Source organism: Streptomyces sp. NPDC054956, from assembly GCF_053609185.1.
Genome location: NZ_JBSGXB010000003.1, coordinates 20,651 through 47,146, shown reverse-complemented (window position 1 = coordinate 47,146; position 26,496 = coordinate 20,651). Strand labels below are relative to the sequence as shown.

Sequence of the window (26,496 nt, the reverse complement as noted above, 5' to 3'; positions counted from 1 at the left end):
AGAGCCCACCCGGGCCACCGGACCCCGCCCGGCCCCTTACGCGTCCGGCCGGACCACAGCCTTGATCGGCATCGAGCCCGCGCCCGCCATCGTGACGTTGCGCCCGGGACGGGGGGCGTGGATGATCGCGCCGTCGCCCACGTAGATCCCGACGTGGCTCGCGTCGTCGAAGTAGATGATCAGATCGCCCGGACGCATGTCCTTGATCTCGACCTTCGGCAGCCGCAGCTGCTCCTGCGAGGTCCGCGGGATCCGCCGGCCCGCCGAGAGCCAGGCCTGCGAGGTCAGCCCGGAGCAGTCGTACGTGCCCGGTCCCTCCGCGCCCCACACGTACGCCTTGCCGATCTGGGCGGCGGCGAACATCACGGCCCGCCTGCCCGCGTCGGTGGCCGCCGCGCCCGTGGCGTCCTTGAGCGCGCCCGAGGACAGCCAGGCGGTCTGCGCCTTGTACTGCGCTTCCTGCTCCAGCTGCAGCAGCCTGGCCTTCTGCTCGGCCTCCAGCTTGCTCTCGAGCTCCTCCGCCGCCTTGATCTTCTCCTCGATCTGCTTCTTCGAGGACTCCTGCTTGATCCGGTTGGCCTCCAGCGTCTCCCAGTGCGCGCTCGCGTCCTTCGCGTACTGCTGCAAGTCGGTCTGGGTCCGGTTCAGTTCGGAGAGCAGGTCCGAGGTGGCCTTCTCGCCCTGGCGCAGCCGGTCGGAGCCGTCCAGGAACTGGGTCGGGTTGTTGCTGAGGGCCAGCTGCGCGCCCGGCGGCAGTCCGCCCGAGCGGTACTGGGCGCGGGCGGCCGCGCCCGCGCGGCTCTTCAGGCCGGTGATCCGGTCCTGGCCGGCGACGACCAGCTTGGCGATCTCGACGATCTTGGCGGACTGGGTCTTGGTCTCGCTCTCCGCCAGGTTGTAGGCGTCCGTGGCGGCGCCGGCCTCGCGGTAGAGGTCCTCTATGTCTTTGCGGACCTGATCGAGGGTCTTGCCCTGTGGTTCCGGTGCCGCGGTCGCCGTTCCGGCCAGCAGGCCGGGCGCACCCAGCAGCGCCATCGCGCAGAGCAGTGTGAGGGCGAGCGATCCCCGTCGTCGTTTCCTCATGGTCCCCCCAGACACAGGATTGACTAATCGTCAGTAACTTGTCTTTGCCTTCGGGATGGTGCCACGTGTCGGTGAATTCCAACACCCTTGTGGATATCCACCCGATGCGTCCCGGTCGCCCCGGGCACCCCTATAACCCTCAACGTCACCCCCCTGCACGCCCCGACGTCACTCCGAAGGCCTCAACGCTTCCCACCGCACCGTCAGTTCCCCCTGCCGCCACCGGACGGGCCCGTCCGCGAGCGGCCAGTCCGCGGCCAGCGCCCGCGCCGTGCGGATCCAGCGCTGCCGCGCCCCGTACGAGGCGTAAGGGGCCGCCGCCGCCCACGCCCGGTCGAAATCCCGCAGGAACGCGTGCACCGGCTCGCCCGGAACGTTCCTGTGGATCAGCGCCTTCGGCAGCCTCTCCGCCAGGTCCGAGGGGCGCTCCAGGGAGCCCAGCCGGGTCGCGAACGTCACCGTGCGCGCTCCCTCGGGCCCCAACGCGACCCACACGTGCCGCCGCCCGATCTCGTCGCAGGTCCCCTCCACCAGCAGCCCGTCCGGGGCGAGCCGCGCGCGCAGCCGCTCCCACACCGCCTCGACCTGGTCCTCGTCGTACTGGCGCAAAACGTTCGCCGCGCGGATCAGCAGCGGCCGGACCCCGCCCTCCAGCGGCACCTCGAACCCGCCGTGCCGGAAGCTCAGCCCCTCCCGCTCGTACGGCTTCGCGCCCTCGACCCGCGCCGGTTCGATCTCGATGCCGACCACCCGCACCCGCGGAGCCGCCTCCCGCAGCCGCGCCAGCAGCTCCACCGCCGTCCAGGGCGCGGCCCCGTAGCCGAGGTCCACCGCGACCGGATCGTCCGCGCGCCGCAGCGCCGCCCCGTGCGTGGCCGCGATCCAGCGGTCCATGCGGCGCAGACGGTTCGGGTTCGTCGTCCCGCGCGTCACCGTGCCGACGGGGCGACGAGGGGGAGGGGTCGAGCGGGAAGCCATGTGCAGAGAGTAAGCGGAGCGCTCCCGCCCGATAAAAATCCGGCAAACAGCTCAGGAATCCCCCCGCTCCCGGAATGCGGGACACGGCCATCCGGGTTGCACTCCTAAGTAGGGCGCCGACCGCGCTCCCCGCGTCATGCCGTCCGAGCGAGAGGAACTGCTCCCTTGAGCCAGTACGTGTCCCGCATCGGCGGCAGCATCGGCGGGCGGATCGCCGCAGCCCGCTCCGCCACCCGCCACGAGCCGCCCCGGATGCGGCTGCCCGCCGTCGGCGGCCACCGCAAGCCGCGCCGCGTGGCCATGCTCAGCGTGCACACCTCACCGCTGCACCAGCCCGGCACCGGCGACGCCGGCGGAATGAACGTCTACATCGTCGAGCTGGCCAAGCGCCTCGCCGCGATCAACATCGAGGTCGAGATCTTCACCCGGGCCACCGCCGGGGGCCTGGCACCCGTCGTCGAGCTCGCGCCCGGAGTCCTCGTACGGCACGTGGACGCGGGCCCGTACGAGGGTCTGGCCAAGGAGGAGCTGCCGGCCCAGCTGTGCGCCTTCACCCACGGCGTGATGCAGGCCTGGGCCGGCCACCGCCCCGGCTACTACGACCTCGTCCACTCCCATTACTGGCTCTCCGGCCACGTCGGCTGGCTCGCCGCGGAACGCTGGGGCGTCCCGCTCGTGCACGCTATGCACACCATGGCCAAGGTGAAGAACGCGGCGCTCGCCGAGGGAGACACCCCCGAGCCCGCCGCCCGCGTCATCGGCGAGACGCAGATCGTCACCGCCGCCGACCGCCTCATCGCGAACACCGCCGAGGAGGCCGACGAACTCGTCCGCCACTACGACGCCGACCCGGGCAAGGTCGCCGTCGTCCACCCCGGCGTGAACCTCGACCGCTTCACCGTCGCCGACGGCCGGGCCGCCGCCCGCGCCCGCCTCGGTCTCCCGCAGGACGCCGTCATCCCGCTCTTCGCGGGCCGCATCCAGCCGCTCAAGGCCCCCGACATCCTGCTGCGGGCCGTCGCCGAACTCGTGGACCGGGACCCGGCGCTGCGCTCCCGCCTCTTCGTGCCCGTCGTCGGCGGCCCCAGTGGCAGCGGGCTCGCCAAGCCGGAAGAGCTGCAGAAGCTCGCCGCGACCCTCGGCATCGCCGACCTCGTCCACTTCCACCCGCCGGTGGCGCAGGACGCGCTCGCCGACTGGTTCCGGGCGGCGTCCGTCCTGGTCATGCCCTCGTACAGCGAGTCCTTCGGGCTCGTCGCCATCGAGGCCCAGGCCGCCGGAACGCCCGTACTGGCGGCCGCCGTCGGCGGGCTGCCCGTGGCCGTCAACGACGGGGTGACGGGCATCCTCGTACCCGGACACGACCCCGTGGACTACGCCCGCCAGCTGCGGCGCTTCGTGGACGAGCCCGGACTCGCGGGCACGATGGGCGCGGCCGCGGCCCGGCACGCGCAGTTCTTCGGCTGGGACACCGCCGCGAGCGGCACGGCCGACGTTTACACCGCGGCGATGCACGATCATCGCCGTCACGTACGCTCCCACCATGGCTGACGCTGACACCGCCGGGATCATCGAAGCGACGCTGACCGGCGCGGAACTGAGCTGGGAGAGCCCCTCACCGGGCACGTACGTCGTCCAGCTCCCCGGCACCCGCAAGCTGAGCACCACCTGCTCGCTCAAGGTCGGCAAGCACTCCCTGTCGGTCAACGCCTTCGTGATCCGCCACCCCGACGAGAACGAGGCCGGCGTCCACCGCTGGCTGCTGGAGCGCAACCTCAAGCTCTACGGCATGGGCTACGCGGTGGACGCGCTCGGCGACGTGTACCTGACGGCCCGCCTCCCGCTCTCCGTGATCACCCCGGAGGACCTGGACCGGCTGCTCGGCACGGTCCTGGAGGCGGCGGACGGCGCGTTCAACACCCTGCTCGAGCTGGGGTTCGCGGAAGCGATCCGACGCGAGTACGAATGGCGGGTCTCCCGGGGGGAGTCCACCCGCAACCTGGACGCCTTCAAGCACTTGACGCGGCCATCGGCCTGACCCGGTGGCGCGGGGCCCCGGAGACGCCGTGCGGCGCCGCTGCCGGGGGCGCCGCCCCCGGACCCCCGCGCCTCAAACGCCGGCGGGGCCGGATTTGGCCGGCGTCGGCCCGGATGCGCGCCCCGGCGGGACCTTGAGGGGGGGGGGGGCGCCTCAGGCAGCGGTGGTGGCGGCCTGGGCCGAGCCCTCGGGCAGCTGTCCGGTGCCGGGCGCGTCGGCGTCCTCCGCCTCACCCTCGGGGAGGCTCCGCATCAGCAGCCAGTAGCCGCCCGCGGCGATGGTCCCCAGCACCGCCGTCGAGCCCCACAGCCAGCCCGCGCCGAAGTGCTGGATCGCGAAGCCCGCCATCAGCGGCGCCACCAGCGAGGCCACCGCCCACGACATCGTGTACATGCCCTGGTAGCGGCCGCGTCCGTGCAGCGGGGAGAGCCGCGCCACCAGGCCCATCTGGGTCGGCGAGTTGATGATCTCGGCGAGCGTCCACACGCAGACGGTCAGCGCCAGACTCCACACCGAGCCGCCGAAGGCCGTCAGCCCGAACCCGTACCCGGCGAGCAGCGCCGAGACGACCAGCAGCTTCTGCGGGTCGCGGCGCTCGATGAACCGGGTGACCGGGATCTGCAGCAGCACGATCAGCAGGCCGTTCACGCCGATCACCAGGCCGTAGTCGGCCGTGGAGAACCCGTCCGCGCCCATCGCGAGCGGCAGCCCGAACGAGCCCTGCATGAAGATCAGCGAGATCAGGAACGACAGCCCGACCACACCCATGAAGCGCCCGTCGCGCAGCACCGTCCCCAGGCCGATCTCCGGCTCGGCGGCCGCCTTCTCCGCCGCCGTCCTCTCCGGCCGCGACTCCGGCAGCTTGATGTACACGAGCACCGCGCAGACCAGCGTCAGGGCCGCCTCGCCGAGGAACCCGGCCAGGTAGCTGTACTCGGCGACGAAGCCCGCCACGGTCGCGCTGACGGCGAAGCCGAGGTTGATGGCCCAGTAGTTCAGCGCGAAGGCCCGTACCCGGTCCTCGGGGCGCACGATGTCCGCCATCATCGCCTGCACCGCCGGGCGCGAGGCGTTCGAGGTCATGCCGACCAGCGCCGCCACCACCGCGATCGCCGCCGGGTGCTCCATGAAGCCGAGCAGCGCCACCGAGAACGCGGTCGAGGCCTGCGCCGCGACCATCGTGGGCCGCCGGCCCAGCCGGTCGGTGAGCACGCCCGCGACGAGCGAGGACACCACACCGCCGAGCCCGTGCAGGGCCACCACAAGTCCCACGAAGGAGGCCGAATAGCCCCGCTCCAAGGTCAGGTACAAGGTCATGAATGTGGCGACGAAGGCCCCGAGCCGGTTGACCAGCGTGCTCGTCCAGAGCCACCAGAACTCGCGCGGAAGCCCCGACACGCTCTCTCGAGCGGCCCGTCTCAGACTGGCAACGGACATACGGAATCCCCCCGGCGGCGTAAGCGTCTCTGGAACAGTTCGGACCCTACGGATGCGCGTCCCGCGGGGCCACTGGATTGACGGGCGGCGTCAATCGGGGCCCCTCCGCACGCCCTCCACACCGCGCGCGGGCGGCCGGGTGCGTCCATTAGGCTCGTACGCATGGCCGACGCACCGTACAAGCTGATCCTCCTCCGCCACGGCGAGAGCGAATGGAACGCGAAGAACCTGTTCACCGGCTGGGTGGACGTCAACCTCAACGAAAAGGGCGAGAAGGAGGCGGTCCGCGGCGGTGAGCTGCTCAAGGACGCCGGCCTGCTCCCCGACGTCGTGCACACCTCGCTCCAGAAGCGCGCGATCCGCACCGCGCAGATGGCGCTCGAGGCCGCCGACCGCCACTGGATCCCGGTCCACCGCTCCTGGCGCCTGAACGAGCGCCACTACGGCGCCCTCCAGGGCAAGGACAAGGCCCAGACCCTCGCCGAGTTCGGCGAGGAGCAGTTCATGCTGTGGCGCCGCTCGTACGACACCCCGCCGCCGGCCCTCGAGGACGGTACGGAGTTCTCGCAGTCCGAGGACCCGCGCTACGCCTCGATCCCGCCGGAGCTGCGGCCGCGCACCGAGTGCCTCAAGGACGTCGTCGTCCGCATGCTGCCGTACTGGTACGACTCGATCGTCCCGGACCTGCTGGACGGCCACACCGTCCTGGTCGCCGCGCACGGCAACTCCCTGCGCGCGCTGGTCAAGCACCTCGACGGCGTCTCCGACGCCGACATCGCGGGCCTGAACATCCCGACCGGCATCCCGCTCTCCTACGAGCTGGACGAGAACTTCAAGCCCCTCAACCCGGGCGGCACCTACCTCGACCCGGACGCCGCGGCGGCCGCCATCGAGGCCGTCAAGAACCAGGGCAAGAAGTAACCCCAAGCCACGAAGAGGCCCCCCACCTGCTGGTTCGCAGCGGATGGGGGGCCTTCTCGTCGCCTCGGGCCCCGTCTGTGGGCCCGGGGGGAGGGCTACAGGCGGCGGAACGACAACCGCAGGGCGACCAAGGCCGCGACGGGTGTCACCAGTTCAGCCGGTGCGCCGACCGAACTCGCGAGGGCCGCGCCGCCGGCACTGATCAGTACGAGGGGAAGCTCGCGCACTCGGACGTCGATCCTCAGCCCGCGTTGTGAGAACATGGGTTCCTTCCATTGAGCGGTCAGTTCTGCTGGATACAGGACGAAACGGACGCGGAAATGGATCTAAGGCCGCCTCCTGCAAGAGGCGGCCTTTTCCGCGTCTGGAACTTTACGCACGCCGGGCGTGCGCCGCAAATTCCCTGGTTATCGAGGTGTCGCACGGAATCCCGGACCTTGGAAAACCTTGGAAAACCTAGGAAAACCTCGGAAAATCTCGGAAGCACCGAAGCCTGCTGAGGCCCTGAGGGCAGCCCCCCGTCGGCCTCCCGGCCCGGCATGGCGAACCTGTGGCTGGCAACGTGGCGCAACCTGGCGAAGGGTGGCGCAATGTTGCCGCGACCAGCAGGTAGGCAACGTCTGAATTCCCGCAATTCCGAATGGAGTGGGTGCGTGAAAGCGCGTGTCGAGTCGGGTGAATGGCCGGACATTGCCCGAAAGCTGGTGGGATTCGGTGGGGCGGATGTCGGAGCTGATGGAAACTCGGGAAACGCGGAAATCTCCGATTCTTGCGGCAGGGGTAGAACCGGTGCGGTAAACGGGTGACCGTCGATATCCGAACGATGGCGGGACCATGGGGTCGGGAGCCCAGCGCTCGCACACGGCACCGGGCGCCGTGCGGGGCCGCGGGCTGCTGCTGGGCACCGGGCTGCATCGACCCGCAGGGTGAGCCCTGGCCCGGGCGTAGGTCTCCCGCACTTTCTCCGGCTCTGCGATGGCCCGGTGGCCCGCCGGGCTCCCCCTGATTACCGTTGAACTGGTTTCGGAGATCTGCGCCCTCCCCGATGGGACGACCGCTTTCCCGCGGTCTTGTGGGTGGGCCGGGGGCGTGGTCTGGTGGCGCGGTGGAAGCAATCATCGCCAGTGCGATAGCGGTTCTGGGGACGCTGCTCGGGTCGGGGGTGACCTTCGCCTTCCAGCAGCGGGTGGCCGAGCGGGGGCACGAGTTCACCCGGTCGGAGAAGCTGCGCCAGGAGCGGCTCGATGCCTACACCTCGTACGCGGGGGCGCTCGTGGACTTCCGGCGCACCCTCGTCCACCTGTGGTTCTCCACGTACCAGCAGCCCTACGGGCCGTACGAGGACCCGGTCGCGATCAAGGCGCGCTCCTACGATCTGCGCTCCAGCGCCCAAGAGGCTCTGTTCCGGCTCCAGATGCTCACCGACGACGAGGACCTGAGCACGCGGGCGGGGGCCCTGCTCGCCGACATCGCGGTCGTGCACAAGACACGGGACCGGGCGGATTTCGAGGTGCGCCGGGACCGGACCCGCGAGGGGATCGCCACGCTGGTCGCCGCGGCGAAGAGCCGGCTCTGAGGAGCGCCGCGGCCGAGGCGGGTACCCGAAGGGCCCCGGCCGAGTGGATCGGACGGGGCCCTTCGCGTACGGGGACCAGGCGGGCGGGGTCAGCCGCCGCACTGGCAGGGGGCGCCGGACTGGCAGCCGCAGCCGCAGCCCGAGCCACAGCCGCAGGCCGCGAGCAGCGGTAGCCGCAGCGCCTCCGGGGGCTGCGCTTCCTGCTCCGGTGTGATGGGGACGGGGGAATCGGGCATGGATCCTCCTCGTAGGCGTTGTGCCTTCGCCTCATTCATGCCCAGCCGGACCCCCGCGTCAACGGCGCATTGGGGGCTCGTTGTTGACGCCACCCCGGCCCCGGACGCGGGGGATTCGGACGCCCCGGCCTCGGACGCCCCCGGCCACGGACGCCCCTGCCGCGGACCCCCTCGGCGTCAGACGCCCTCGACCTGCGTCGGCGGCTGCAGCTCGTCCGCGTGCTCGCCCGTCACCAGGTAGACGACGCGCTTGGCGACCGACACCGCGTGGTCCGCGAACCGCTCGTAGTAGCGGCCCAGCAGCGTCACGTCCACGGCGGTCTCGATGCCGTGCTTCCAGCGGTCGTCCATCAGGTGCTGGAACAGCGTGCGGTGCAGCTGGTCCATCTCGTCGTCGTCCTGCTCCAGCTGGAGCGCCAGGTCGACGTCCTTCGTGATGATGACCTCGGCGGCCTTCGCCATCAGGCGCTGCGCCAGCTGCCCCATCTCCAGGATGGTGGCGTGCAGGTCGCGCGGGACCGCGGTGTCCGGGAAGCGCAGCCGGGCGAGCTTGGCCACGTGCTGGGCCAGGTCGCCCGAGCGCTCCAGGTCCGCGCTCATGCGCAGGGAGGTGACGACGATGCGCAGGTCGGTGGCGACCGGCTGCTGGCGCGCGAGCAGCGCGATGGCACGGGCCTCCAGGTCGTGCTGGAGGTCGTCGACCTTCTGGTCGGCGGCGATGACGCTCTCGGCGAGCTTCAGGTCGGCGTCGAGCATGGAGGTCGTGGCCCGCCCGATGGCGGAACCGACCAGCCGGGCCATCTCGACCAGGCCTTCTCCGATCGAGTCCAGTTCCTCGTGGTACGCGTCACGCATGGTGTCCCTCTCTGCCTACTGCCTGCTACTGCTCGCTACTGCCCGGGGCCGGGCCCGGGGCGGCCTTGTGGCTGGCCTCGTGCCCCACGTTGACACGTTGACCGCCGAACGCGGCCGACTCCGACACCACAAGTGAATCAACCAGGTCGTCAGGGTGAACTCTGGGCGACGACTGTTCGAGGTGCCACCCGAACGGCTGTGGAAGTGTCGTCCCGCCTGCTTAACCTGGAGTCATGGACGTGAACGCGGCGGTCGCCGCAGCTGCAGCGATCGCCGGTCTTTGCACCGGTGTGATCGCGATGCTGGCGTTCCGCTGGAGCGAGCGCGACCAAGCCCGCCCCACCCGGAGCTCCATGCGCCCCGACATCAACGCGGTGCTCCCACCAGGAGTGGACACCGTCCTCTCCGTACTGCGCTCCTCCGCCGTCGTCCTCGACGAGGGGGACGCGGTCGTCAAGGCCAGCTCGGCGGCGTACGCCCTCGGTCTGGTCCGCGGCGGCAAGCTGGCCGTGGAGCCCATGCTCCACATGGCCCGCGACACCCGCCGCGACGGGGAGATACGACAGGTCGAACTGGACCTGCCCCGGCGCGGCACCGGCCGCGGCGAAGCGCTCGCCGTCTCGGCGCGCGTCGCCCCGCTCGGCTCCCGCCTGGTGCTCCTCCTGGTCGAGGACCTCACCGAGGCCCGCCGCATCGAGGCCGTGCGCCGCGACTTCGTCGCGAACGTCTCGCACGAGCTCAAGACCCCGGTGGGCGCGATCTCCCTGCTGTCCGAGGCCGTCATGGACGCCTCCGACGACCCCGAGGCGGTCCACCGCTTCGCCGGCCGCATGCAGATCGAGGCCACCCGCCTGATCAACCTCGTACAAGAGCTCATCGACCTCTCCCGGGTACAGAACGACGATCCCCTGGAGGACGCCGAGCCCGTCCGCGTGGACACGCTCGTGGCCGAGGCCATAGACCGCTGCCGCCACACGGCGTCCGCGAAGCAGATCACCATGGCCGCCGGCGGCACCGCCGACCTGCGGGTATGGGGGAACCGGGGGCAGCTCGCGGCCGCCCTCGGAAACCTGGTCGAGAACGCCGTCAACTACAGCCCGGCCCGCACCCGCGTCGGCATCGCCGCGCGCCGGGTCACCGCGCCGGGTGGAGACTTGATCGAGATAGCCGTGACCGACCAGGGCATCGGCATCCCGGAAAAGGACCGCGAGCGCATCTTCGAACGCTTCTACCGCGTGGACCCCGCCCGCTCCCGTGCCACGGGAGGAACCGGTCTGGGACTCGCGATCGTGAAGCACGTAGCGGCTTCGCACGGCGGGGAGGTGTCGGTCTGGAGCTCGGAGGGCCAGGGTTCCACGTTCACCCTGCGACTGCCCGAAGCGGCCTCGCCGGCCCCGGCGACGGCCTCCGCACCCGCCAACCCCCTGCTCGAACCTCAAACCGCACCAGCCATTCCTGCCCCGGAGGTCCTTCCGTGACCCGAGTGCTCGTCGTCGAGGATGAGGAATCCTTCAGCGACGCCCTGTCCTACATGCTCCGCAAGGAGGGCTTCGAGGTCGCGATCGCCGCGACCGGGCCCGACGGGCTCGACGAGTTCGAGCGCAACGGCGCCGACCTCGTCCTCCTCGACCTGATGCTCCCCGGCCTGCCCGGCACCGAGGTCTGCCGGCAACTGCGCGGCCGCTCCAACGTCCCCGTGATCATGGTGACCGCCAAGGACAGCGAGATCGACAAGGTCGTCGGGCTGGAGATAGGAGCAGACGACTACGTCACCAAGCCCTTCTCCTCGCGGGAACTGGTCGCCCGCATCCGCGCGGTCCTGCGCCGCCGCGGCGAGCCGGAAGAGGTCACCCCGGCGGCCCTGGAAGCGGGCCCCGTCCGGATGGACGTCGACCGCCACGTGGTCACCGTCGCCGGCGGGAAGGTGGACCTCCCGCTCAAGGAGTTCGACCTGCTGGAGATGCTGCTGCGCAACGCGGGCCGCGTACTGACCCGCATGCAGCTCATCGACCGGGTCTGGGGCGCCGACTACGTGGGCGACACCAAGACCCTCGACGTCCACGTCAAGCGCCTGCGCGCCAAGATCGAGCCGGACCCGGGCGCGCCGCGTTACCTGGTCACGGTCCGTGGTCTGGGCTACAAGTTCGAGCCGTAAGCCGGCTCACCGCCAAGGCTCACCCTCACGGAGTACGGGAACGGCCTCCAGAGGTACGGGAACGGCCCCCGTCCGCATCGAGCGGACGGGGGCCGTTGCCGTGTGTACGGTGCTTCGCGCCTCAGTGGCCGGCGCTGGAGGACGGGGACCCGGACGGGGTGCCCGCGGGGCTGCCAGAGGCCGAACCGGACGGCGTGGCCGCCGGCGAGCCGGAGGGGGTGCCCGAGGGGCTGCCGGACGGGCTGGCGCCCGCGACCGGGGCCTCGGTCGGGCCGAAGCCGGCGTACATGCCGGCCGCGGGGACGACGAAGGCCTCGAGCTCGACGTCACCGGCGGTGCTCAGCTGGAAGACGACCTTCTGCACCTTGCCGTCCTCGACGGCCTCGTTGCCACCGGTGATGACGGCGGAGGCGTTGCCCTTGCCGCCCAGGACCAGGGAGCCGCCGGCCGGCACGACCACCTTGGAAGCGCCGCCCGCGGGCTTCAGGGCGACGGTCGCCTTGCCGCCCGGGAGGGTGATGGCGTCGATCGTCTGCTCCTTGGCGCCCGCGTTGAACAGCGTCGCGGAAACGGCGGCCGGGCCCTTCTTGTTCTTCTCCTGCGTGATCACCAGGGCGTTCTGGATCTTGATGTCGCCCTTGGTGACAGCCGCGTTGTCCGGCTTGATCTGGAGAGTCTGCGCGTCCTGGCCGGCACCGCAGGCGGCCAGCGAGGCGATCGAGAACACGATGGCGGTGGCGGCGAGGGCGCCGCGTCGAAGGCTGCGGCTCACGGCGGCGGCTTCTCCTTGGACGTACGAAACGGAAGGGTGGACTCCCCCGGTCACGCGGGGAGGTACCCCTCGGAACGGCCGAAGTAAAGCCGCTCTAAGGGGGTGCAGCGCGCTTAGGTTACCGAGCCGCCGCCCCGCGCCCGCACCCGACCCTCCGCAGTGTGGGGGCGGCCCTGTCCGGGTCGTGCCCCGGCGCCGCCGCGGCCGGGTGATCTTTGCATTCGCGGAAATGGCCGATGGACACCCGGTGATCAATTTCTGGATTCCTTCGAACACCGTCCGGTGATCGAATTCCGGATTGGGCCGGAACGCGCCCCGCCGGGGTGGCCGCCAGTCGAACGGAGTAGTTCGGTTTCCCGCCGCGCAAAGCGGCAAAACGGGACGTACGTCACACTGGCGGGGGTCCTGGGCAGGTGTAACGTAGCCGTTTCGGCCGGTCCGCACAGCGCCTCCGACCTGCGAATACCCCCTTCCGCAAGCCTCTCGCAGCACGTTCCTGTCGGTGTTGTCAAGCCCCGAGATGTGCCCTGACCTGCGAAAACGCCATTCATAACGGTCGGTTCTCGTGTTACCCTGGATAGCCACGGAAGGGGTACCTGTCACATGACGTTCAAGGTTGGCGACACCGTGGTCTATCCCCATCACGGGGCCGCGCTGATCGAGGCCATTGAGACTCGCCAGATCAAAGGCGTGGACAAGACCTACTTGGTGCTCAAGGTCGCCCAGGGCGACCTGACCGTTCGCGTGCCCGCGGACAATGCGGAGTTCGTCGGTGTTCGCGACGTAGTCGGCCAGGACGGGCTGGACCGGGTCTTCGAGGTGCTTCGTGCACCGTACGCAGAAGAGCCGACGAACTGGTCCCGGCGCTACAAGGCAAATCTGGAGAAGCTCGCTTCTGGCGATGTCATCAAGGTCGCCGAAGTTGTGCGCGACCTGTGGCGTCGTGAGCGTGAGCGTGGACTCTCCGCGGGTGAGAAGCGCATGCTCGCGAAGGCGCGTCAGATCCTGGTGAGCGAGCTCGCGCTCGCCGAGAACACCAACGAGGACAAGGCTGAAGCCCTCCTCGACGAGGTGCTCGCGTCCTGACGCGATCACCCGTACGCCCTGGTCACGCACAGTTGCCCGGTCGTACATAGTTGTGCCGCGGTGCCCGATGACAAGGAAACTTGTTGCCGGGCGCTGCGGCATGTCTGTATCCGAAACAGCATGTCCGTATCCGAACAGGCCGACATCGTGCACTGGCGTGCCGGGCCCGGGCAGCCGACTCGACCGGTCGTCACGGAAGGGGCGAGGGGCGTCGCACCCGGCACCCTTCAGGCCATACCCATGTCGGCCGAAGTCACAAACCTGGCTCGGAGCTACTGATGTCTGACGAATCGCGCCCCCACCGCACCGCCGCGGTGATCCCGGCCGCCGGACGCGGGGTCCGTCTCGGTCCCGGCGCCCCCAAGGCCCTGCGGACCCTGGGCGGTCTGCCCATGCTCATCCACGCCGTCCGCGCCATGGCGCGCTCCCGCGCGGTCTCCCTCGTGGTGGTCGTCGCCCCGCCGGCCGACACCGTAGAGGTGCGCCGGATGCTCGACGAGCACGCGCTGCCCGACCGCACCGAGGTCCTCGTCGTCCCCGGCGGCCAGACCCGCCAGGAGTCCGTGCGCGCCGGCCTGGACGCACTCCCGGCCGACATCACCGCCGTACTCATCCACGACGCGGCCCGCCCGCTCGTCCCCGTGGACACCGTCGACTCCGTCGTCGAGGCCGTCCGCGACGGCGCGCCCGCCGTCGTGCCCGCCATGCCGCTGGCCGACACCGTCAAGGAGGTCGAGCCCGGCAAGCCCGGCGAGCCCGAGCCGGTCGTCGCCACCCCCGTACGGGCCCGGCTGCGCGCCGTGCAGACCCCGCAGGGCTTCGACGTGGCCACGCTGCTGCGCGCCCACGAGAAGATCGCCGTCGACGGCGAGGGCGCCACCGACGACGCCGGCATGGTCGAACAGCTCGGCATCACCGTCGTGGTGGTCCCCGGCCACGAAGAGGCCTTCAAGGTCACCCGCCCGCTCGACCTGGTCCTCGCCGAGGCCGTACTCGCCCGCAGGAGGGCCACCGATGCCTACTAGCCCCGACGCACCCCTGATCCCGCTCGTCGGCATCGGCACCGACGTCCACGCCTTCGAGACCGGCCGCGAGCTGTGGTGCGCCGGCCTGCTCTGGGAGGGCGAGGACGGCCTCGCCGGGCACTCCGACGGCGACGTGGCCGCGCACGCGGCCTGTGACGCCCTCTTCTCCGCCGCCGGAGTCGGCGACCTCGGCGCGCACTTCGGCACCTCGCGCCCCGAGTGGTCCGGCGCCGCCGGGGTCACCCTCCTCGCGGAGGCCGCCCGCATCGTCCGCGCCGAGGGCTTCGAGATCGGCAACATCGCCATCCAGGTGATCGGCGTACGCCCGAAGATCGGCAAGCGGCGCGAAGAAGGACAGAAGGCGCTCTCCGCCGCGGCGGGCGCCCCCGTTTCGCTCTCCGGCACCACCACCGACGGACTGGGACTCACCGGCCGAGCCGAAGGCCTCGCCGCCATCGCCACGGCCCTCGTCTACCGGACGAACCGGGCCTAGTACCCCGTACGGGGGCCGCTCCCGCGGCTCTTCGACAACAAAGCGGGCCCCGCGTACCGAAAGGGTCGCGGGGCACTGCTACAGGCGCACTACCCTGGATGCCGTGACTATTCGCCTGTACGACACCAGCGCCCGGCAGATCCGTGACTTCACCCCGCTCGTTCCGGGCTGCGTCTCGATCTACCTCTGTGGCGCCACCGTGCAGGCGGCCCCGCACATCGGGCACGTCCGGTCCTACCTGAACTTCGACATCGCGCGCCGCTGGTTCACCTACCGCGGCCTCGACGTCACGTTCATCCGCAACGTCACCGACATCGACGACAAGATCATCGCGAAGGCCGAGGCCCAGGGCCGCCCCTGGTGGTCCATCGGCTACGAGAACGAGCGCGCCTTCAACGACGGCTACAACGCACTGGGCTGCCTCCCGCCCACGTACGAGCCGCGCGCCACCGGCCACGTGCCCGAGATGATCGAGATGATGCGCGGCCTCATCGAGCGCGGCCACGCGTACGAGGCCGACGGCAGCGTCTACTTCGACGTGCGCTCCTTCCCCGGCTACCTGGAGCTGTCGAACCAGAACATCGACGACCTGCGCCAGCCCGCCGAGGAGGGCATCACCGGCAAGCGCGACCCGCGCGACTTCGCCATGTGGAAGGCCTCCAAGCCGGGCGAGCCCGACTGGGAGACCCCGTGGGGCCGCGGCCGTCCCGGCTGGCACCTCGAATGCTCCGCGATGGCGCACAAGTACCTCGGCAGCGCCTTCGACATCCACGGCGGCGGCCTCGACCTGATCTTCCCGCACCACGAGAACGAGATCGTCCAGGCCAAGGCCTTCGGCGACGAGTTCGCGAAGTACTGGATGCACAACGCCTGGGTCACCCTCTCCGGCGAGAAGATGTCGAAGTCGCTGGGCAACTCCGTCCTCGTCTCCGAGATGCTCAAGGTCTGGCGCCCGATCGTCCTGCGCTACTACCTCGGCACCCCGCACTACCGCTCGATGATCGAGTACAGCGTGGAGTCGCTGCGCGAGGCCGAGTCCGGCTTCGCGCGCATCGAGGGCTTCATCCAGCGCGTCATCGAGAAGGCCGGCAAGCCCGTCGAGCCGGCCGCCGAGGTCCCGCCCGCCTTCGCCGAGGCGATGGACGACGACCTGGGCGTCCCGCAGGCGCTCGCGATCATCCACACCACCGTCCGCCAGGGCAACAGCGCGCTCGCCGCCGACGACAAGGACGCGGCCATCGCCCGCCTGTCCGAGGTACGGGCCATGCTGGGCGTCCTCGGCCTCGACCCCCTCGACCCGCACTGGGCGGGCGAGGCGGACCGCGGCGAGGACCTCCACGGCGCCGTGGACACCCTCGTACGCCTCGTCCTGGAGCAGCGCGAGTCCGCCCGCGCCCGCAAGGACTGGGCCACCGCCGACGCCATCCGCGACCAGCTCCAGCAGTCCGGCCTGGTCATCGAGGACAGCCCCACCGGACCCCGCTGGACGCTCGGCCCCCGCTGAGCCCACCGGAGCGGTCCCTCCAGCAGTCCGACCGGCGCATTCAGATTGGGCCGCCCGGCGTTCCGGGCGGCACACTCTTCATACGTACATATCGCAGCACCAACGAAACAGGTAGAGGTCATGGCCGGGAACAGCCAGCGCAGGAACCGCCGCACGTCCAACAAGAAGGGCGCCACGGTCGGCAGCGGTGGCCAGCGGCGCAAGGGCCTGGAAGGCAAGGGCCCCACGCCCAAGGCCGAGGACCGCAAGAAGCACAAGGCCAACCGCATCGCCGGGGCCATGGCCCGCCAGGCCGCCAAGCGCCGCCCGGCCCCCCGCCGCGGCGGCCCCAAGGGCACCAGCGAGATGGTCGTCGGCCGCAACCCGGTCTTCGAGGCCCTGCGCGACGGCGTACCGGCCACCACCCTCTACGTCCAGCAGTTCATCGACAACGACGAGCGCGTCCGCGAGGCCCTCCAGCTCGCGGCCGAGCGCGGCAACATCAACCTGATGGAAGCCCCGCGCCCCGAGCTCGATCGCATGACCAACGGGCTCAACCACCAGGGCCTGGTCCTCCAGGTCCCGCCCTACGAGTACGCGCACCCGGAAGACCTCACCGCCGCCGCGTACGACAACGGCGACGACCCGCTCATCGTCGCCCTCGACGGCGTCACCGACCCCCGCAACCTCGGCGCGATCGTCCGGTCCGTCTCCGCCTTCGGCGGCCACGGCGTGGTCATCCCCGAGCGCCGCGCGGCCGGCATGAACGCCGGAGCCTGGAAGTCCTCGGCCGGCACCGCCGCCCGCACCCCGGTCTCCCGCGTCACCAACCTGACCCGCGCCATCCAGGACTACAAGAAGGCCGGCATCACCATCGTCGGCCTCGCCGCGGAGGGCACGCACGAGGTCCAGGACCTGGAGGCGCTCGGCGGCCCCGTCGTCATCGTCGTCGGCTCCGAGGGCAAGGGCCTGGGCCGCCTCGTCGGCGAGAACTGCGACTTCCTCGTACGCATCCCGATGCCGGGCGGCGCCGAGTCCCTCAACGCCGGCGTCGCCGCGGGCGTCGTCCTCTACGAGGCCGCCCGCCGCCGCGCCACCCGCGGCCGCGTCTGACCGGCCCGGACGCGAGCGGTCCACACGATCGCTTGATCCAGTTGGCTCATTCGCAGTGACCCGTGAGCGTGCCACCCCGCCCCTTCCGGGCGGGGTGGCTTGATTTGACGGGTCTCGGACACATCCCTGATGTCAAGGCAGTGTCCTAAACACTCATCACTCGGTTAGATGAGTGTGGACACCAGAACGCCAGGGTTCGACGACCAGCCCGCGCTGAGCATGGTCAAGGTGCCGTGCGATCCCGCACAGGTCATCGTCAACCACGCCAGCTTCCGCGTGCGGCTCGCACCGAGCCCCAGCGCGCGTCCCAAGCCCGCGGGAATCCCCGGGCTCGCCCCCGCGCTCGGCGGGGCCCTCGCGGCCGCCGGAGCCGGCGCGGCCCGCCGCCGCCCCGTCGTCTGGAGCGGCAAGTCCGCCCCCGGCGACGCCGCGGCCAGCGCCGCCATGGGCGGCCTGCTCCAAGCCGTACGCGAGCACGGGCGCGGGCACGACGAGTACGACGGCGGAGCCACCCAGGTCATCCCGCGCATCGACCTCGCCCACGACCTCGCCGACGACACCCTCGCCACCCCGACCGTCATCGGTCAACGCAGCTACGGGGACCCGGACGAGACCCGCCCCCAGCCCGCCCTGCGGGACCACCACTACGGGGCCCACGACACCGCGCACCCCGAAAGCACCGGACCCGGCGCCGACACCCGCCGCGCACCCGGCGACACGCGCGGCCAGGCCTCGTACTACCCCGGCCGCCGCATGAACCTCGGCGTCGTGCTGCTCCCGCTGCGCGTCTTCCTCGGCTTCATCTCCATCTACGCCGGCATGGGCAAACTCTGCGACCCCGTCTACTTCGACGGCGGCGAACGCGGCTCCATGGTCACCTGGCTGCACACCCTGCACCCGTGGGCCCTCGCCGAACCCCTGCGCGACTTCGCCCTCGCCCACCCCGTCGGGGCCGGCCTCAGCGTCGCCTTCCTCCAGGTCATCGTCGGCGTACTCACCGTCTTCGGCCTGTGGCAACGGTTCGCCGCCTGCTTCGGGGCGCTGCTCTCCGCCGCGCTGCTGATGACGGTCAGCTGGAAGACCGTCCCCGCCTACGACGCCCCCGACATCATCTACCTCGCCGCCTGGAGCCCCCTGATCATCGCGGGCGCCCCCGTCTACTCCCTGGACGGACGGCTCGCGAGCGAAGCCTGGCGCACGCTGGGCCCGCGCTCCGAGGTCTGGCGGCTGCGCCGGCGGGTCCTGCGGCGCGGAGCCGTCATGGCCACCGTCGTCTGCGGACTCACCCTGCTCATCGGCTCGCTCCTCGGCGGCGCCGTCCGCTCCACCACCGTCGTCACCGTCCCCGGACCGGGACAGGCCCCCAGCAACTACCTGCCGGGCCGGCCCCTGCCCCACACCCCAGAGCAGCAGCCCGCACGCCCCACCCCCTCCAAGCCCGCCGCACAGCCCTCGGCCGGAGCCTCCTCACCCGCCGCCAAATCCGGCCGCGGCACCACCGGTTCGGCCTCCCCGGGCACCAGCGGCTCCGGATCCCCCACCGCGACCCGCGGCAGCGGCGGCAGCCAGACCCCGCGCAGCACCCCCCGCCAGTCCGCCCCGCAGAAGCCCCCGGCCACCTCCTCCGGAACGGGCAGCGGCTCCAGCAGCACGCCGACGCGCCAGCCCGGCCTGGTCGGCGGACTCCTCGGCTGAGGAGGACGGCACCGCTCACGCACGCACGACCGTACGAAGATCAGGGCCCGGTACGCGAAAGCGCGCCGGGCCCTGATCTGCGGAGCGGGGCAATGGGGACGGCGAGGGCCTACACGCCGCTCTGCGCGGCCAACTCCCGCGCCGCCTCGGTCAGGTCCTTCGCCGTGTCGATCGCCCGCCAGTAGGCCCCCTGGGGCAGCGGGAAGCCCGCCAGCCGCCGCTCACGGGCCAGCCGCGGGAACGTCGTACGCTCGTGGTCGCCCAAATCCGGCAACAGCGCCGCGAATTCGGGCCCGAACACGTACACGCCGGCATTCACCGGATACGGAGACTGCGGCGCCTCGATGAAATCCAGCACGTGCCCGTACTCATTGATCTCCACCACGCCCCACGGAATGCGGGGTCGGGCCAGCGCCAGGGTGGCCGTGGCACCGCGTTCGGCGTGGAAGGCCGCCATCTCACGCAGCGAGAACCGCGTCCACACGTCCCCGTTCGTCGCGAACCAGGGCTCCTCCGGCCGCGGCAGCCGCCGCGCCGCGTACTTCAGGCCGCCGCCCCGGCCCAGCGGCTCCTCCTCGACGACCGTGACCACCCGCAGCGGCAACTCGGCCTCGGCCAGCCACTTCTGGAGCACCTCCGCGAGATGCCCGCAGGAGACGACCGCGTCCGTCACCCCCTCGGAAGCCAGCCACGCCAGCTGATGCCCGATGATCGGCACCCCCGTACCGGGGATCTCCACCATCGGCTTCGGACGGTCGTCCGTGTACGGCCGCAGCCGCGAACCCTGGCCTCCCGCCAGGACGACTGCCTGGGTCGGGGAAGCGGGGAACGCGGCTGCGTGGGGTCGGGGCGGAAAATCGGAACGGGTCATGTCCCTGTCCGTGTCCGGGTACTTGTCCGTGTGCGGGGGCGAGGGCGGCGAACGGTGGCGGCGGCCGTCAGCCCATCGAGGCGACGCCGGACGCGTACGCGGTGTCGCACACCGGCCGCGCGAACGACTGCGCCTTCGTCGGCCCGTAGGCGTCCACCGCGGCCCGCCCCAGCGCACGCGCGATCCCCGCGCAGTGCTCGGCGAGCGAAGGCCGCCGGTCGACCTCCTGCTGGAGGTGGGTGAGCACGTCACCCGGCTGCTCACCCTGCTGGATCTCACCCAGCAGCCTGTCGCGCAGGACGTCCTGGGCGGCACGCGGCTTCGCGGGCACGGACACGTCCTCGGCGGACGCGGTGAGGATCTGGGAGGGGGTGTTGTCCGCCCAGGGGACCATGGTGACCGCGAGGGTCCCGGACAGGACCAGGACGACGGGCAGGACCAGGGCGAGGGATCGGCCGATACGGCGGGCAGTGTGGGTCACGAGGGCGAGAGTAGCGCTCGGTGAAGATTTGGCGACATTTAGTCACCCGGTCGGGGGATGGTTCGACGTGGCTTTTCGAATTAAGGGTTGACGTATGAGGCCGAATGGCCCGATCTGCCGGAACTCCGTAACCCCCGGAAGCCGGAACTCACGCCAAAGGGGCGCCCCTTGACGGGACGCCCCTCGGGTCGGATCAGCCGGATCGGCCGGGTCAGCCGGAAAGGCGGGCACCGGAAGACGTCGAGAACACGTGGATCTCACCGGCGCGCGGGACCACGTGCAGCTGCGAGCCCTTCTCGGGGACGTTGCGACCGCTCACGCGCACCACGATGTCCTGCGAGCCCTCGGAGTGCGAGGTCGAGCCGTAGACGTACCCGTCGGCGCCGAGCTCCTCGACCACGTTCACCGTGATCGTCAGACCACCCGTGTCGCCGATGTCGAAGTGCTCGGGACGCACGCCCACCGTCACCGTGCGGTCGCCCGCGTCGGCCGCCGCGGACAGCGCCTCGCGCGACACCGGGACGACGCTCTCGCCGAACTTCACGCCGCCGTCGGCGATCGGGACCTCGACGAGGTTCATCGCCGGGGAGCCGATGAAGCCGGCGACGAACAGGTTCGCCGGACGGTCGTACATGTTGCGCGGGGTGTCGACCTGCTGGAGCAGACCGTCCTTGAGGACCGCGACGCGGTCGCCCATCGTCATGGCCTCGACCTGGTCGTGGGTGACGTAGACCGTGGTGATGCCCAGATCGCGCTGGAGCGCCGCGATCTGCGTACGGGTCGACACGCGGAGCTTGGCGTCGAGGTTCGACAGCGGCTCGTCCATGAGGAACACCTGCGGCTTGCGCACGATCGCGCGGCCCATCGCGACGCGCTGGCGCTGACCGCCGGAGAGCGCCTTCGGCTTGCGGTCGAGGTACTGGGTCAGGTCCAGCATCTTCGCCGCGTCCTCCACCTTCTTGCGGATGGTGGCCTTGTCCTCGCCGGCGATCTTGAGCGCGAAGCCCATGTTGTCGGCGACGGACATGTGCGGGTACAGCGCGTAGTTCTGGAACACCATCGCGATGTCCCGGTCCTTCGGCGGCAGGTGCGTGACGTCGCGGTCACCGATGCGGATGGCACCGCCGTTGACGTCCTCCAGGCCGGCGAGCATGCGCAGCGAAGTGGACTTGCCGCAGCCGGAGGGGCCGACGAGGACGAGGAACTCGCCGTCCGCGATCTCCAGCTCCAGCTGGTCGACGGCGGGCTTTTCGCCGCCCGGGTACAGACGGGTCGCCTTGTCGAAAGTGACAGAAGCCATGGTGATGAATCCCTTCTACCGGCAGGAACGTGCCGGACGATCCGAGTGGAAGGTCTAGTCCAGTAATGGACTCGCGCCCGACGCTACCGGCCGCAGCGCCTCCTGTCAGCACCTGGACCGGGGTGACTTCCCCGACTGTCAGAGGGGACTGGTTGGATCGCGCGCATGACCATCTACGACCTGACCCGCGCCCTGCCCGACATCGAGACCCTGCGCGACCGCTGCCGGGCGATGGCGGCCCTGGACCTGGTGATCAGCGGAGACGAGGACGGCTACTTCTCCTACGACCCCCAGTGGGGCGACGGCGAGGAGGTCGCGCTGATGGACAACGGCTCGGGCGACGACTACGCGATCGTCTTCACGCAGGACGGGGCCTTCGGGTACGGGTTCGACCACGAGTCGCCCATGAGCCCGTGGGCGAACGACGAGGGCACGGCGTGGCCCGGCCTGGTCGACGGCATACCCGAGGTCTTCCGGCCGTTCCTGACGGAGCCGGCCTTCTGCACGGCCGAGGGCGTGCTCGACGCGACCGCCGTCTTCTGGCGCGAGACCGGCGACACGGCCTGGCGCGCCGGCAAGGTCGAGTTCCCGGAGGACGAGCACCCCGACCCCGACGGCACGGACTACGTCTTCGAGGTCCTGGTGGACGGCACCCCGGAGGCCTACCGCACCTTCGCGGAGGAGTACTACGAGACCACCCTCCCCCTGGAGGCGATCCAGCACATCTGGTCCCTGCGCCCGCTCACCCAGGACATCGTGGAGGCCCTCAACCCGGGCCTCCCGCTGGAAGCGGTGGCCCCGAGGCTGGCGCGGGCGGGGTACCCGGGGGTGTGAGGGCGGCAGAGCAATCCACTTTTGACCCCAGTGCCGCCCTCGCGGGCGACGCTTCCTGCTTCACCGTCCGCTGCCTTCCGGTGCAGCCCTGAGGGATGCACCGGAAGGTCTGACGCAGACTCCACAGGCCTGAAGACCGACGGCCCGTCGGCCTTGTTGCTCGTGCACGGCCTACGCGGCCGTGACGCACTCCGGTAGCTCCGACGCACGGATGACCGAGGGCGGGGTTTTGCCGGGAGGCAGGGCCATCGCCACCAGCCAGTACAGCCGCAACCCCTCGTCGCGGAGGTTCACGGCCGCGTTCCCGTCACGGTCGTGGACCGCCCCGCACGCCGCGCACGTCCACGACCGGACGGACAGGCCGAGCTGTTCGCCCTTCGTGTGGCAGGCGGAGCAGCGCCGGGTCGAGGGGAAGAACCGGTCGACGACACGTCCTGGAGCCACGGGGTCGCAGGATCCAGTACGGAGAACGAACTGGCGCGCAGGGGTTTACAGGGGCTGGAAAGTTCTTCGCGACGGGGTCTGGTGGCTGTGTAGAGTGAAGGCGATTCTGTGCGCTGTGCAGTGTCACGTATGCCGCCTTAGCTCAGTTGGCAGAGCGGTTGCCTTGTAAGCTCCAGGTCATCGGTTCGATTCCGATAGGCGGCTCCATCCCAGGTCGGAGGCTTGACGGCCGAGGGAATTCGTACAGAACCGGAAGCCCCGGACCCATGCGGTCCGGGGCTTCCGCTGTGTTCGGGGGACGGTCAGCCGCGGCCCGAGATGCGGTCCGCCAGGCGGGCCAGCGGGGTTGTGGTCGGGGTGTGGGTGGTGGATTCGCGGCGGTCGGCCTCGCGGTAGGCGGCGTACAGGGCCTGGACGCCGAGCCAGCGGAAGGGTTCCGGCTCCCAGCGGCGGACGCGGTGGTTGACCCACGGGAGGGTGGTCAGGTCGGTGGAGTCGCCGAGGACCAGGTCGCGCAGGGTGCGGGCCGCGAGGTTGGAGGTGGCCACGCCGGAGCCGACGTAGCCGCCGGCCCAGCCGAGGCCCGTCGTCGCGTCCAGGGTGACCGTGGCGCACCAGTCGCGGGGGACGCCGAGGACTCCGGACCAGGCGTGGGTGATCTCGACGCCCGTGAGGACCGGGAAGAAGGTCTCCAGGAGGTGCGTCAGGGCGGCGATGGTCGCGGGCTGGGTGCGGCCGTCGTTGTCGGTGCGGGACCCGAAGCGGTAGGGGACGCCGCGGCCGCCGATGGCGATGCGGTCGTCGGCCGTGCGCTGGGCGTACATGTACGCGTGGGCCATGTCCCCGAGGACCTCGCGGCCGGACCAGGAGAGGGAGTCCCAGACGTGGGCGGGGAGCGGGGCGGTGGCGATCATCGAGGAGTTCATCGGGAGCCACGAGCGCTTCTGGCCCTTGAGGGCGGCGGTGAAGCCCTCGGTGCAGCGCAGGACGTACGGGGCGCGGACGGTGCCGTAGGGGGTGCGGGCGCGGCGCGGGGTGATCTCGGTGACCGGGGTGGATTCGTGGATGACGACGCCGAGGCGTTCGCATGCGGCGGCCAGGCCCTTGAGGAGCTTCAGGGGGTGGATGCGGGCTCCGTGCGGGGTCCAGCTGGAGCCCACGGCGTCCGCGATGCTGATGCGGGCGTGGGTGTCCGTGGCGTCGTAGAGCTCGCGCTCCGATTCGCCGAAGGCGAGTTCGGCGGCGTGGAAGGCCTTGAGCCGGGTCAGCTGGGCGGGGGTCCGGGCGACTTCGAGTACTCCGCCGTGGTGGATGTCGGCGTCGATGTCTTCCTTCGTGGCGACGCCGATGACTTCGGTGACGGTGTCGTTCATGGCGTGCTGGAGGCGCAGGGCGGCCTGGTGGCCGTGGCGGGCTGCGTAGCGGTCGCGGCCGGCGATGCCGTTGTAGAGCCAGCCGCCGTTGCGGCCGGAGGCCCCGTAGCCGCAGAACTTCTGCTCCAGGACGGTGACGCGCAGGTCGGGGGCGGTGGTCTTGAGGTAGTAGGCGGTCCACAGGCCGGTGTAGCCGCCGCCGACGATGACGACGTCGGCCGTGGCATCGCCGGTGAGCGGGGCTCGGGGTGGGCGTGAGGTGGCGGTGTCGTCTGTCGCGTGCCAGAAGGAAATGCCGCCGTTGATCGTCATGGGGGAGTTGGTACACCTCGTTCCGGAGGGGTGTCCAGGGACGTGACGTCGGGTTTCGGGGTCCGGATGGTGGCCGAATGGTTGATGCGGGGGGAGGGTTCCCGTCCTTAGGGTGGCTCGGGGGTTTTAGGTCTTTTGTGGTGAGAGGTTTGGTTTGTATGGTGCGCGGGCTGAGGGCTGGGCGAGTCGTGGCGGGGGTCGCCGCCGCCGCGTTGCTGGGTGGAGCGGTCGTGGGGTGCGGGTCCGGATCGGGTGCGGGGAAGCCCGCGGTCGCTTCGGAGGTGGCGGTGCGGACCAGTCCGATCGCGGAGCGGCTCGCGAAGCTGCCCGCGGTGGTGGACGGGTCGAAGATCGTGGTGGGCCGGGCGGACGCGCCGCGTACGGCGCAGGTGCTGGTGGATCCGAAGTGCGGGTACTGCTCGCGGTTCGAGGAGGCCGGGGGTGAGGCGCTGCTGGAGCTGGCGGCGGACGGCAAGGTGAAGATCGAGTACGGGCTGGCGTCGTTCCTGGACCGGGGCGGGGCGAGCGGGTCGGTCAAGGCGGTGAACGCGTTGCGGGCGTCGGTGGACGCGGGCAAGTTCGCGGAGTACCACGCGGCGGTCTTCGCGAGTCAGCCGAAGGGGAGGTTCACGGACGAGCTGTTGCTGAGGATCGCGGACGTGGTGCCGGGGCTGCGCGGGGAGGCCTTCGACGCGGCCGTGGCGGGGAAGAAGTACGCGGGGTGGGTGCGGGAGGCCGAGGAGGGTTTCGAGGAGACGGGTGCGCAGGCGACGCCGATGGTGCTGGTCGACGGGAAGCCGGTCGGGTCGAGGGACGGGTCGATGTTCGACGCGGCCGCGTTCACCGAGGCGTTGAGGGGTGTGGGGATCGGGGCGGCTTGAGGGGCCGGGGGCTCCGGGTTCGCGGGGCCGGGGTTCCCGGGCCGGGGGTGTTCTGCCGGTCGGGCCGGGTGGGGGCGCGGCCCGGCTCGGGCGGTACGGCGGCCCCTAGGGTTGGGGCATGGGCGCGACTCCAGGGTTTGCCGGTGTTCCCGACGTGTTCGTGCGGGCGCAGCTTGCCGGGAACGGCGTGGCCGGGCGGGAGTTCGTCGAGGCGTTGCCCGGGCGGGTGGCTTCGTTCCTGGAGCGGTGGGAGCTGCGGGTGACCGGGCCGGGCATGTACGGGGCGACGGCCCTGGTGCTCCCGGTGGAGCGGGCCGACGGTTCGCCCGCCGCGCTGAAGCTGCCCGCGTTGGACGAGGAGAACGCGGGGGAGGCGCTCGCGCTGCGGGTGTGGGACGGGCGGGGCTGCGTACGGCTGTTGGCGGACGACGCGGCCACCGGGACGTTGCTCCTGGAGCGGTTGGACGAGGGGCGGCACCTGTCGCAGGTGGCGGCGGACGATTCGCGGCGGGCCGTGGCGGTGATCGGGGAGCTGCTGGCGCGGCTGTCGGCGGTGGAGGCGCCGCCCGGACTGCGCGGGCTCGGGGGGATCGTGGCGCGGATGCTGGAGGCGGTGCCCGAGGCGCTCGGCGGGGTGGTGGACGGGCGGGCGCGGAGGCTCGTCGCGGACTGTGCGGCGGCGGTCGCGGAGGTGGCGGGGGAGTGGGCGGGGCCGGGGGTGTCCGGGGGGCGGTTGCTGCACTGGGACCTGCACTTCGGCAACGTGCTGGCGGGTGGCCGCGAGCCGTGGCTGGCGATCGATCCGAAGCCGCTGGCCGGTGATCCGGGGTTCGAGCTGTTGCCCGCGCTGGTGAACAACTTCCGTCCGCAGGAGGTGTGTTGGCGGTTCGAGCTGCTCGCGGAGGCGGTGGGGGCCGATCGGGAGCGGGCGCGGGCGTGGACGCTGGGTCGGGTGCTGCAGAACTGCCTGTGGGACGTGGAGGACGGGGAGCAGCCGGGTGAGGTGCAGCTGGCGGTGGCGGAGCTGCTGCTCGGGGGCCGGTCGTAGGCTGCG

Annotated in this window: 27 protein-coding genes and 1 tRNA gene; 16 read left to right on the top strand and 12 right to left on the bottom strand. The window is 71.2% G+C overall.

Features of this window, described 5'->3' with window-relative positions:
- Positions 1-36: 36 nt before the first annotated feature.
- Positions 37-1,083: an NlpC/P60 family protein gene (locus tag ACWGDE_RS01055; RefSeq protein ID WP_453386828.1), complete on the bottom strand. Its 1,047-nt coding sequence runs from the start codon at positions 1,081-1,083 to the stop codon at positions 37-39.
- Positions 1,084-1,251: 168 nt separating this feature from the next.
- Complete coding sequence (locus tag ACWGDE_RS01050; RefSeq protein ID WP_453386827.1) at positions 1,252-2,061, bottom strand: class I SAM-dependent methyltransferase; 810 nt, start codon at positions 2,059-2,061, stop codon at positions 1,252-1,254.
- 165 nt (positions 2,062-2,226) lie between these two features.
- Here ACWGDE_RS01050 and mshA point away from each other — a divergent pair, with 165 nt between their 5' ends.
- Both mshA and ACWGDE_RS01040 read left to right on the top strand, forming a co-directional pair.
- Positions 2,227-3,612: a D-inositol-3-phosphate glycosyltransferase gene (gene mshA / locus ACWGDE_RS01045; protein WP_453386826.1), complete on the top strand. Its 1,386-nt coding sequence runs from the start codon at positions 2,227-2,229 to the stop codon at positions 3,610-3,612.
- Entirely contained in the window at positions 3,605-4,099 is a 495-nt protein-coding gene (locus ACWGDE_RS01040; RefSeq protein WP_453386825.1) for a YbjN domain-containing protein, read from the top strand. The genes mshA and ACWGDE_RS01040 overlap by 8 nt, the downstream gene beginning before the upstream one ends.
- Positions 4,100-4,252: 153 nt before the next feature.
- Here ACWGDE_RS01040 and ACWGDE_RS01035 read toward each other — a convergent pair whose 3' ends face one another.
- Positions 4,253-5,536, bottom strand: a complete 1,284-nt coding sequence (locus ACWGDE_RS01035) for an MDR family MFS transporter (RefSeq protein WP_453386824.1) — start codon at positions 5,534-5,536, stop codon at positions 4,253-4,255.
- A gap of 162 nt (positions 5,537-5,698) precedes the next feature.
- Here ACWGDE_RS01035 and ACWGDE_RS01030 point away from each other — a divergent pair, with 162 nt between their 5' ends.
- Entirely contained in the window at positions 5,699-6,457 is a 759-nt protein-coding gene (locus ACWGDE_RS01030; protein WP_453386823.1) for a phosphoglyceromutase, read from the top strand.
- Between the two features lie 95 nt (positions 6,458-6,552).
- On the opposite strand, the gene ACWGDE_RS01025 is transcribed toward ACWGDE_RS01030, so the two are convergent.
- On the bottom strand, positions 6,553-6,720 hold the full coding sequence (locus ACWGDE_RS01025; RefSeq protein WP_453386822.1) for a hypothetical protein: 168 nt from the start codon (positions 6,718-6,720) through the stop codon (positions 6,553-6,555).
- A gap of 842 nt (positions 6,721-7,562) precedes the next feature.
- Between ACWGDE_RS01025 and ACWGDE_RS01020 the strand changes: the two genes are divergently transcribed.
- Positions 7,563-8,033, top strand: coding sequence for a hypothetical protein (locus tag ACWGDE_RS01020; RefSeq protein ID WP_453386821.1), 471 nt, complete (start codon positions 7,563-7,565; stop codon positions 8,031-8,033).
- An 89-nt stretch (positions 8,034-8,122) separates the two neighbouring features.
- Here the strand turns inward: ACWGDE_RS01020 and ACWGDE_RS01015 are convergent, their stop codons facing one another.
- Both ACWGDE_RS01015 and phoU read right to left on the bottom strand, forming a co-directional pair.
- Positions 8,123-8,269: a hypothetical protein gene (locus ACWGDE_RS01015; protein WP_214951967.1), complete on the bottom strand. Its 147-nt coding sequence runs from the start codon at positions 8,267-8,269 to the stop codon at positions 8,123-8,125.
- 177 nt (positions 8,270-8,446) lie between these two features.
- A complete protein-coding gene (phoU, locus tag ACWGDE_RS01010) occupies positions 8,447-9,124 on the bottom strand; it encodes a phosphate signaling complex protein PhoU (protein WP_112449136.1) in 678 nt (225 codons plus the stop codon).
- Between the two features lie 233 nt (positions 9,125-9,357).
- Here phoU and ACWGDE_RS01005 point away from each other — a divergent pair, with 233 nt between their 5' ends.
- Together ACWGDE_RS01005 and ACWGDE_RS01000 are read left to right on the top strand one after the other, a co-directional pair.
- Entirely contained in the window at positions 9,358-10,602 is a 1,245-nt protein-coding gene (locus tag ACWGDE_RS01005) for a sensor histidine kinase (protein ID WP_453386820.1), read from the top strand.
- Positions 10,599-11,279 (top strand): response regulator transcription factor, encoded by a 681-nt coding sequence (locus ACWGDE_RS01000; RefSeq protein ID WP_030387286.1) that lies wholly within the window; start codon positions 10,599-10,601, stop codon positions 11,277-11,279. Before ACWGDE_RS01005 ends, ACWGDE_RS01000 begins: the two co-directional genes overlap by 4 nt.
- A 121-nt stretch (positions 11,280-11,400) precedes the next feature.
- On the opposite strand, the gene ACWGDE_RS00995 is transcribed toward ACWGDE_RS01000, so the two are convergent.
- Positions 11,401-12,051, bottom strand: a complete 651-nt coding sequence (locus tag ACWGDE_RS00995; RefSeq protein WP_453386819.1) for a DUF461 domain-containing protein — start codon at positions 12,049-12,051, stop codon at positions 11,401-11,403.
- Between the two features lie 603 nt (positions 12,052-12,654).
- Between ACWGDE_RS00995 and ACWGDE_RS00990 the strand changes: the two genes are divergently transcribed.
- From ACWGDE_RS00990 to ACWGDE_RS00965, 6 genes are all read left to right on the top strand, one after another.
- Positions 12,655-13,137: a CarD family transcriptional regulator gene (locus tag ACWGDE_RS00990; RefSeq protein ID WP_003953493.1), complete on the top strand. Its 483-nt coding sequence runs from the start codon at positions 12,655-12,657 to the stop codon at positions 13,135-13,137.
- Between the two features lie 278 nt (positions 13,138-13,415).
- Positions 13,416-14,162 (top strand): 2-C-methyl-D-erythritol 4-phosphate cytidylyltransferase, encoded by a 747-nt coding sequence (gene ispD / locus ACWGDE_RS00985; RefSeq protein WP_453386818.1) that lies wholly within the window; start codon positions 13,416-13,418, stop codon positions 14,160-14,162.
- The gene (gene ispF / locus ACWGDE_RS00980; protein ID WP_453386817.1) at positions 14,152-14,655 is read left to right on the top strand and encodes a 2-C-methyl-D-erythritol 2,4-cyclodiphosphate synthase; all 504 of its coding nucleotides are present in this window, start codon (positions 14,152-14,154) and stop codon (positions 14,653-14,655) included. Before ispD ends, ispF begins: the two co-directional genes overlap by 11 nt.
- A gap of 103 nt (positions 14,656-14,758) precedes the next feature.
- Positions 14,759-16,159 carry a cysteine--tRNA ligase gene (gene cysS / locus ACWGDE_RS00975; protein ID WP_453386816.1) on the top strand — a complete coding sequence of 467 codons (1,401 nt, stop codon included), beginning with the start codon at positions 14,759-14,761 and terminating at the stop codon, positions 16,157-16,159.
- Between the two features lie 120 nt (positions 16,160-16,279).
- Positions 16,280-17,251, top strand: a complete 972-nt coding sequence (gene rlmB / locus ACWGDE_RS00970) for a 23S rRNA (guanosine(2251)-2'-O)-methyltransferase RlmB (RefSeq protein ID WP_453386815.1) — start codon at positions 16,280-16,282, stop codon at positions 17,249-17,251.
- Positions 17,252-17,419: 168 nt separating this feature from the next.
- The gene (locus tag ACWGDE_RS00965) at positions 17,420-18,946 is read left to right on the top strand and encodes a DoxX family membrane protein (RefSeq protein WP_453386814.1); all 1,527 of its coding nucleotides are present in this window, start codon (positions 17,420-17,422) and stop codon (positions 18,944-18,946) included.
- A gap of 109 nt (positions 18,947-19,055) precedes the next feature.
- On the opposite strand, the gene ACWGDE_RS00960 is transcribed toward ACWGDE_RS00965, so the two are convergent.
- The 3 genes from ACWGDE_RS00960 to ACWGDE_RS00950 form a co-directional block, all read right to left on the bottom strand.
- The gene (locus ACWGDE_RS00960) at positions 19,056-19,817 is read right to left on the bottom strand and encodes a nucleotidyltransferase family protein (RefSeq protein WP_453386813.1); all 762 of its coding nucleotides are present in this window, start codon (positions 19,815-19,817) and stop codon (positions 19,056-19,058) included.
- Between the two features lie 67 nt (positions 19,818-19,884).
- Positions 19,885-20,298, bottom strand: a complete 414-nt coding sequence (locus ACWGDE_RS00955; RefSeq protein ID WP_453386812.1) for a hypothetical protein — start codon at positions 20,296-20,298, stop codon at positions 19,885-19,887.
- A 211-nt stretch (positions 20,299-20,509) separates the two neighbouring features.
- Positions 20,510-21,598 carry an ABC transporter ATP-binding protein gene (locus ACWGDE_RS00950; protein ID WP_453386811.1) on the bottom strand — a complete coding sequence of 363 codons (1,089 nt, stop codon included), beginning with the start codon at positions 21,596-21,598 and terminating at the stop codon, positions 20,510-20,512.
- Positions 21,599-21,763: 165 nt separating this feature from the next.
- Here ACWGDE_RS00950 and ACWGDE_RS00945 point away from each other — a divergent pair, with 165 nt between their 5' ends.
- Positions 21,764-22,432, top strand: coding sequence for a hypothetical protein (locus ACWGDE_RS00945; RefSeq protein ID WP_453386810.1), 669 nt, complete (start codon positions 21,764-21,766; stop codon positions 22,430-22,432).
- 171 nt (positions 22,433-22,603) lie between these two features.
- Here ACWGDE_RS00945 and ACWGDE_RS00940 read toward each other — a convergent pair whose 3' ends face one another.
- Complete coding sequence (locus ACWGDE_RS00940) at positions 22,604-22,876, bottom strand: zinc ribbon domain-containing protein (protein WP_453386809.1); 273 nt, start codon at positions 22,874-22,876, stop codon at positions 22,604-22,606.
- A gap of 131 nt (positions 22,877-23,007) precedes the next feature.
- Between ACWGDE_RS00940 and ACWGDE_RS00935 the strand changes: the two genes are divergently transcribed.
- Positions 23,008-23,083 (top strand) — tRNA-Thr (locus tag ACWGDE_RS00935).
- A 95-nt stretch (positions 23,084-23,178) separates the two neighbouring features.
- On the opposite strand, the gene ACWGDE_RS00930 is transcribed toward ACWGDE_RS00935, so the two are convergent.
- Positions 23,179-24,561 carry an NAD(P)/FAD-dependent oxidoreductase gene (locus tag ACWGDE_RS00930; protein WP_453386808.1) on the bottom strand — a complete coding sequence of 461 codons (1,383 nt, stop codon included), beginning with the start codon at positions 24,559-24,561 and terminating at the stop codon, positions 23,179-23,181.
- A 287-nt stretch (positions 24,562-24,848) separates the two neighbouring features.
- On the opposite strand from ACWGDE_RS00930, the gene ACWGDE_RS00925 reads away from it, so the two are divergent.
- Positions 24,849-25,442: a thioredoxin domain-containing protein gene (locus tag ACWGDE_RS00925; RefSeq protein WP_453386807.1), complete on the top strand. Its 594-nt coding sequence runs from the start codon at positions 24,849-24,851 to the stop codon at positions 25,440-25,442.
- A gap of 118 nt (positions 25,443-25,560) precedes the next feature.
- Entirely contained in the window at positions 25,561-26,490 is a 930-nt protein-coding gene (locus ACWGDE_RS00920; protein WP_453386806.1) for an aminoglycoside phosphotransferase family protein, read from the top strand.
- The last annotated feature ends 6 nt before the right edge of the window (positions 26,491-26,496 follow it).

Coding starts and splice junctions, on each gene's coding strand:
- ACWGDE_RS00990 (WP_003953493.1), top strand. CDS start 12,655: ATGACGTTCAAGGTTGGCGACACCGTGGTCTATCCCCATCACGGGGCC.
- ispD (WP_453386818.1), top strand. CDS start 13,416: ATGTCTGACGAATCGCGCCCCCACCGCACCGCCGCGGTGATCCCGGCC.
- ACWGDE_RS00920 (WP_453386806.1), top strand. CDS start 25,561: ATGGGCGCGACTCCAGGGTTTGCCGGTGTTCCCGACGTGTTCGTGCGG.
- ACWGDE_RS01025 (WP_453386822.1), bottom strand. CDS start 6,720: ATGTTCTCACAACGCGGGCTGAGGATCGACGTCCGAGTGCGCGAGCTT.
- ACWGDE_RS00930 (WP_453386808.1), bottom strand. CDS start 24,561: ATGACGATCAACGGCGGCATTTCCTTCTGGCACGCGACAGACGACACC.
- ACWGDE_RS01015 (WP_214951967.1), bottom strand. CDS start 8,269: ATGCCCGATTCCCCCGTCCCCATCACACCGGAGCAGGAAGCGCAGCCC.
- ACWGDE_RS00965 (WP_453386814.1), top strand. CDS start 17,420: ATGAGTGTGGACACCAGAACGCCAGGGTTCGACGACCAGCCCGCGCTG.
- ACWGDE_RS01030 (WP_453386823.1), top strand. CDS start 5,699: ATGGCCGACGCACCGTACAAGCTGATCCTCCTCCGCCACGGCGAGAGC.
- ACWGDE_RS01050 (WP_453386827.1), bottom strand. CDS start 2,061: ATGGCTTCCCGCTCGACCCCTCCCCCTCGTCGCCCCGTCGGCACGGTG.
- phoU (WP_112449136.1), bottom strand. CDS start 9,124: ATGCGTGACGCGTACCACGAGGAACTGGACTCGATCGGAGAAGGCCTG.
- rlmB (WP_453386815.1), top strand. CDS start 16,280: ATGGCCGGGAACAGCCAGCGCAGGAACCGCCGCACGTCCAACAAGAAG.
- ACWGDE_RS01005 (WP_453386820.1), top strand. CDS start 9,358: ATGGACGTGAACGCGGCGGTCGCCGCAGCTGCAGCGATCGCCGGTCTT.
- ACWGDE_RS00960 (WP_453386813.1), bottom strand. CDS start 19,817: ATGACCCGTTCCGATTTTCCGCCCCGACCCCACGCAGCCGCGTTCCCC.
- ispF (WP_453386817.1), top strand. CDS start 14,152: ATGCCTACTAGCCCCGACGCACCCCTGATCCCGCTCGTCGGCATCGGC.
- ACWGDE_RS01035 (WP_453386824.1), bottom strand. CDS start 5,536: ATGTCCGTTGCCAGTCTGAGACGGGCCGCTCGAGAGAGCGTGTCGGGG.
- ACWGDE_RS01040 (WP_453386825.1), top strand. CDS start 3,605: ATGGCTGACGCTGACACCGCCGGGATCATCGAAGCGACGCTGACCGGC.
- ACWGDE_RS01055 (WP_453386828.1), bottom strand. CDS start 1,083: ATGAGGAAACGACGACGGGGATCGCTCGCCCTCACACTGCTCTGCGCG.
- ACWGDE_RS00950 (WP_453386811.1), bottom strand. CDS start 21,598: ATGGCTTCTGTCACTTTCGACAAGGCGACCCGTCTGTACCCGGGCGGC.
- ACWGDE_RS00945 (WP_453386810.1), top strand. CDS start 21,764: ATGACCATCTACGACCTGACCCGCGCCCTGCCCGACATCGAGACCCTG.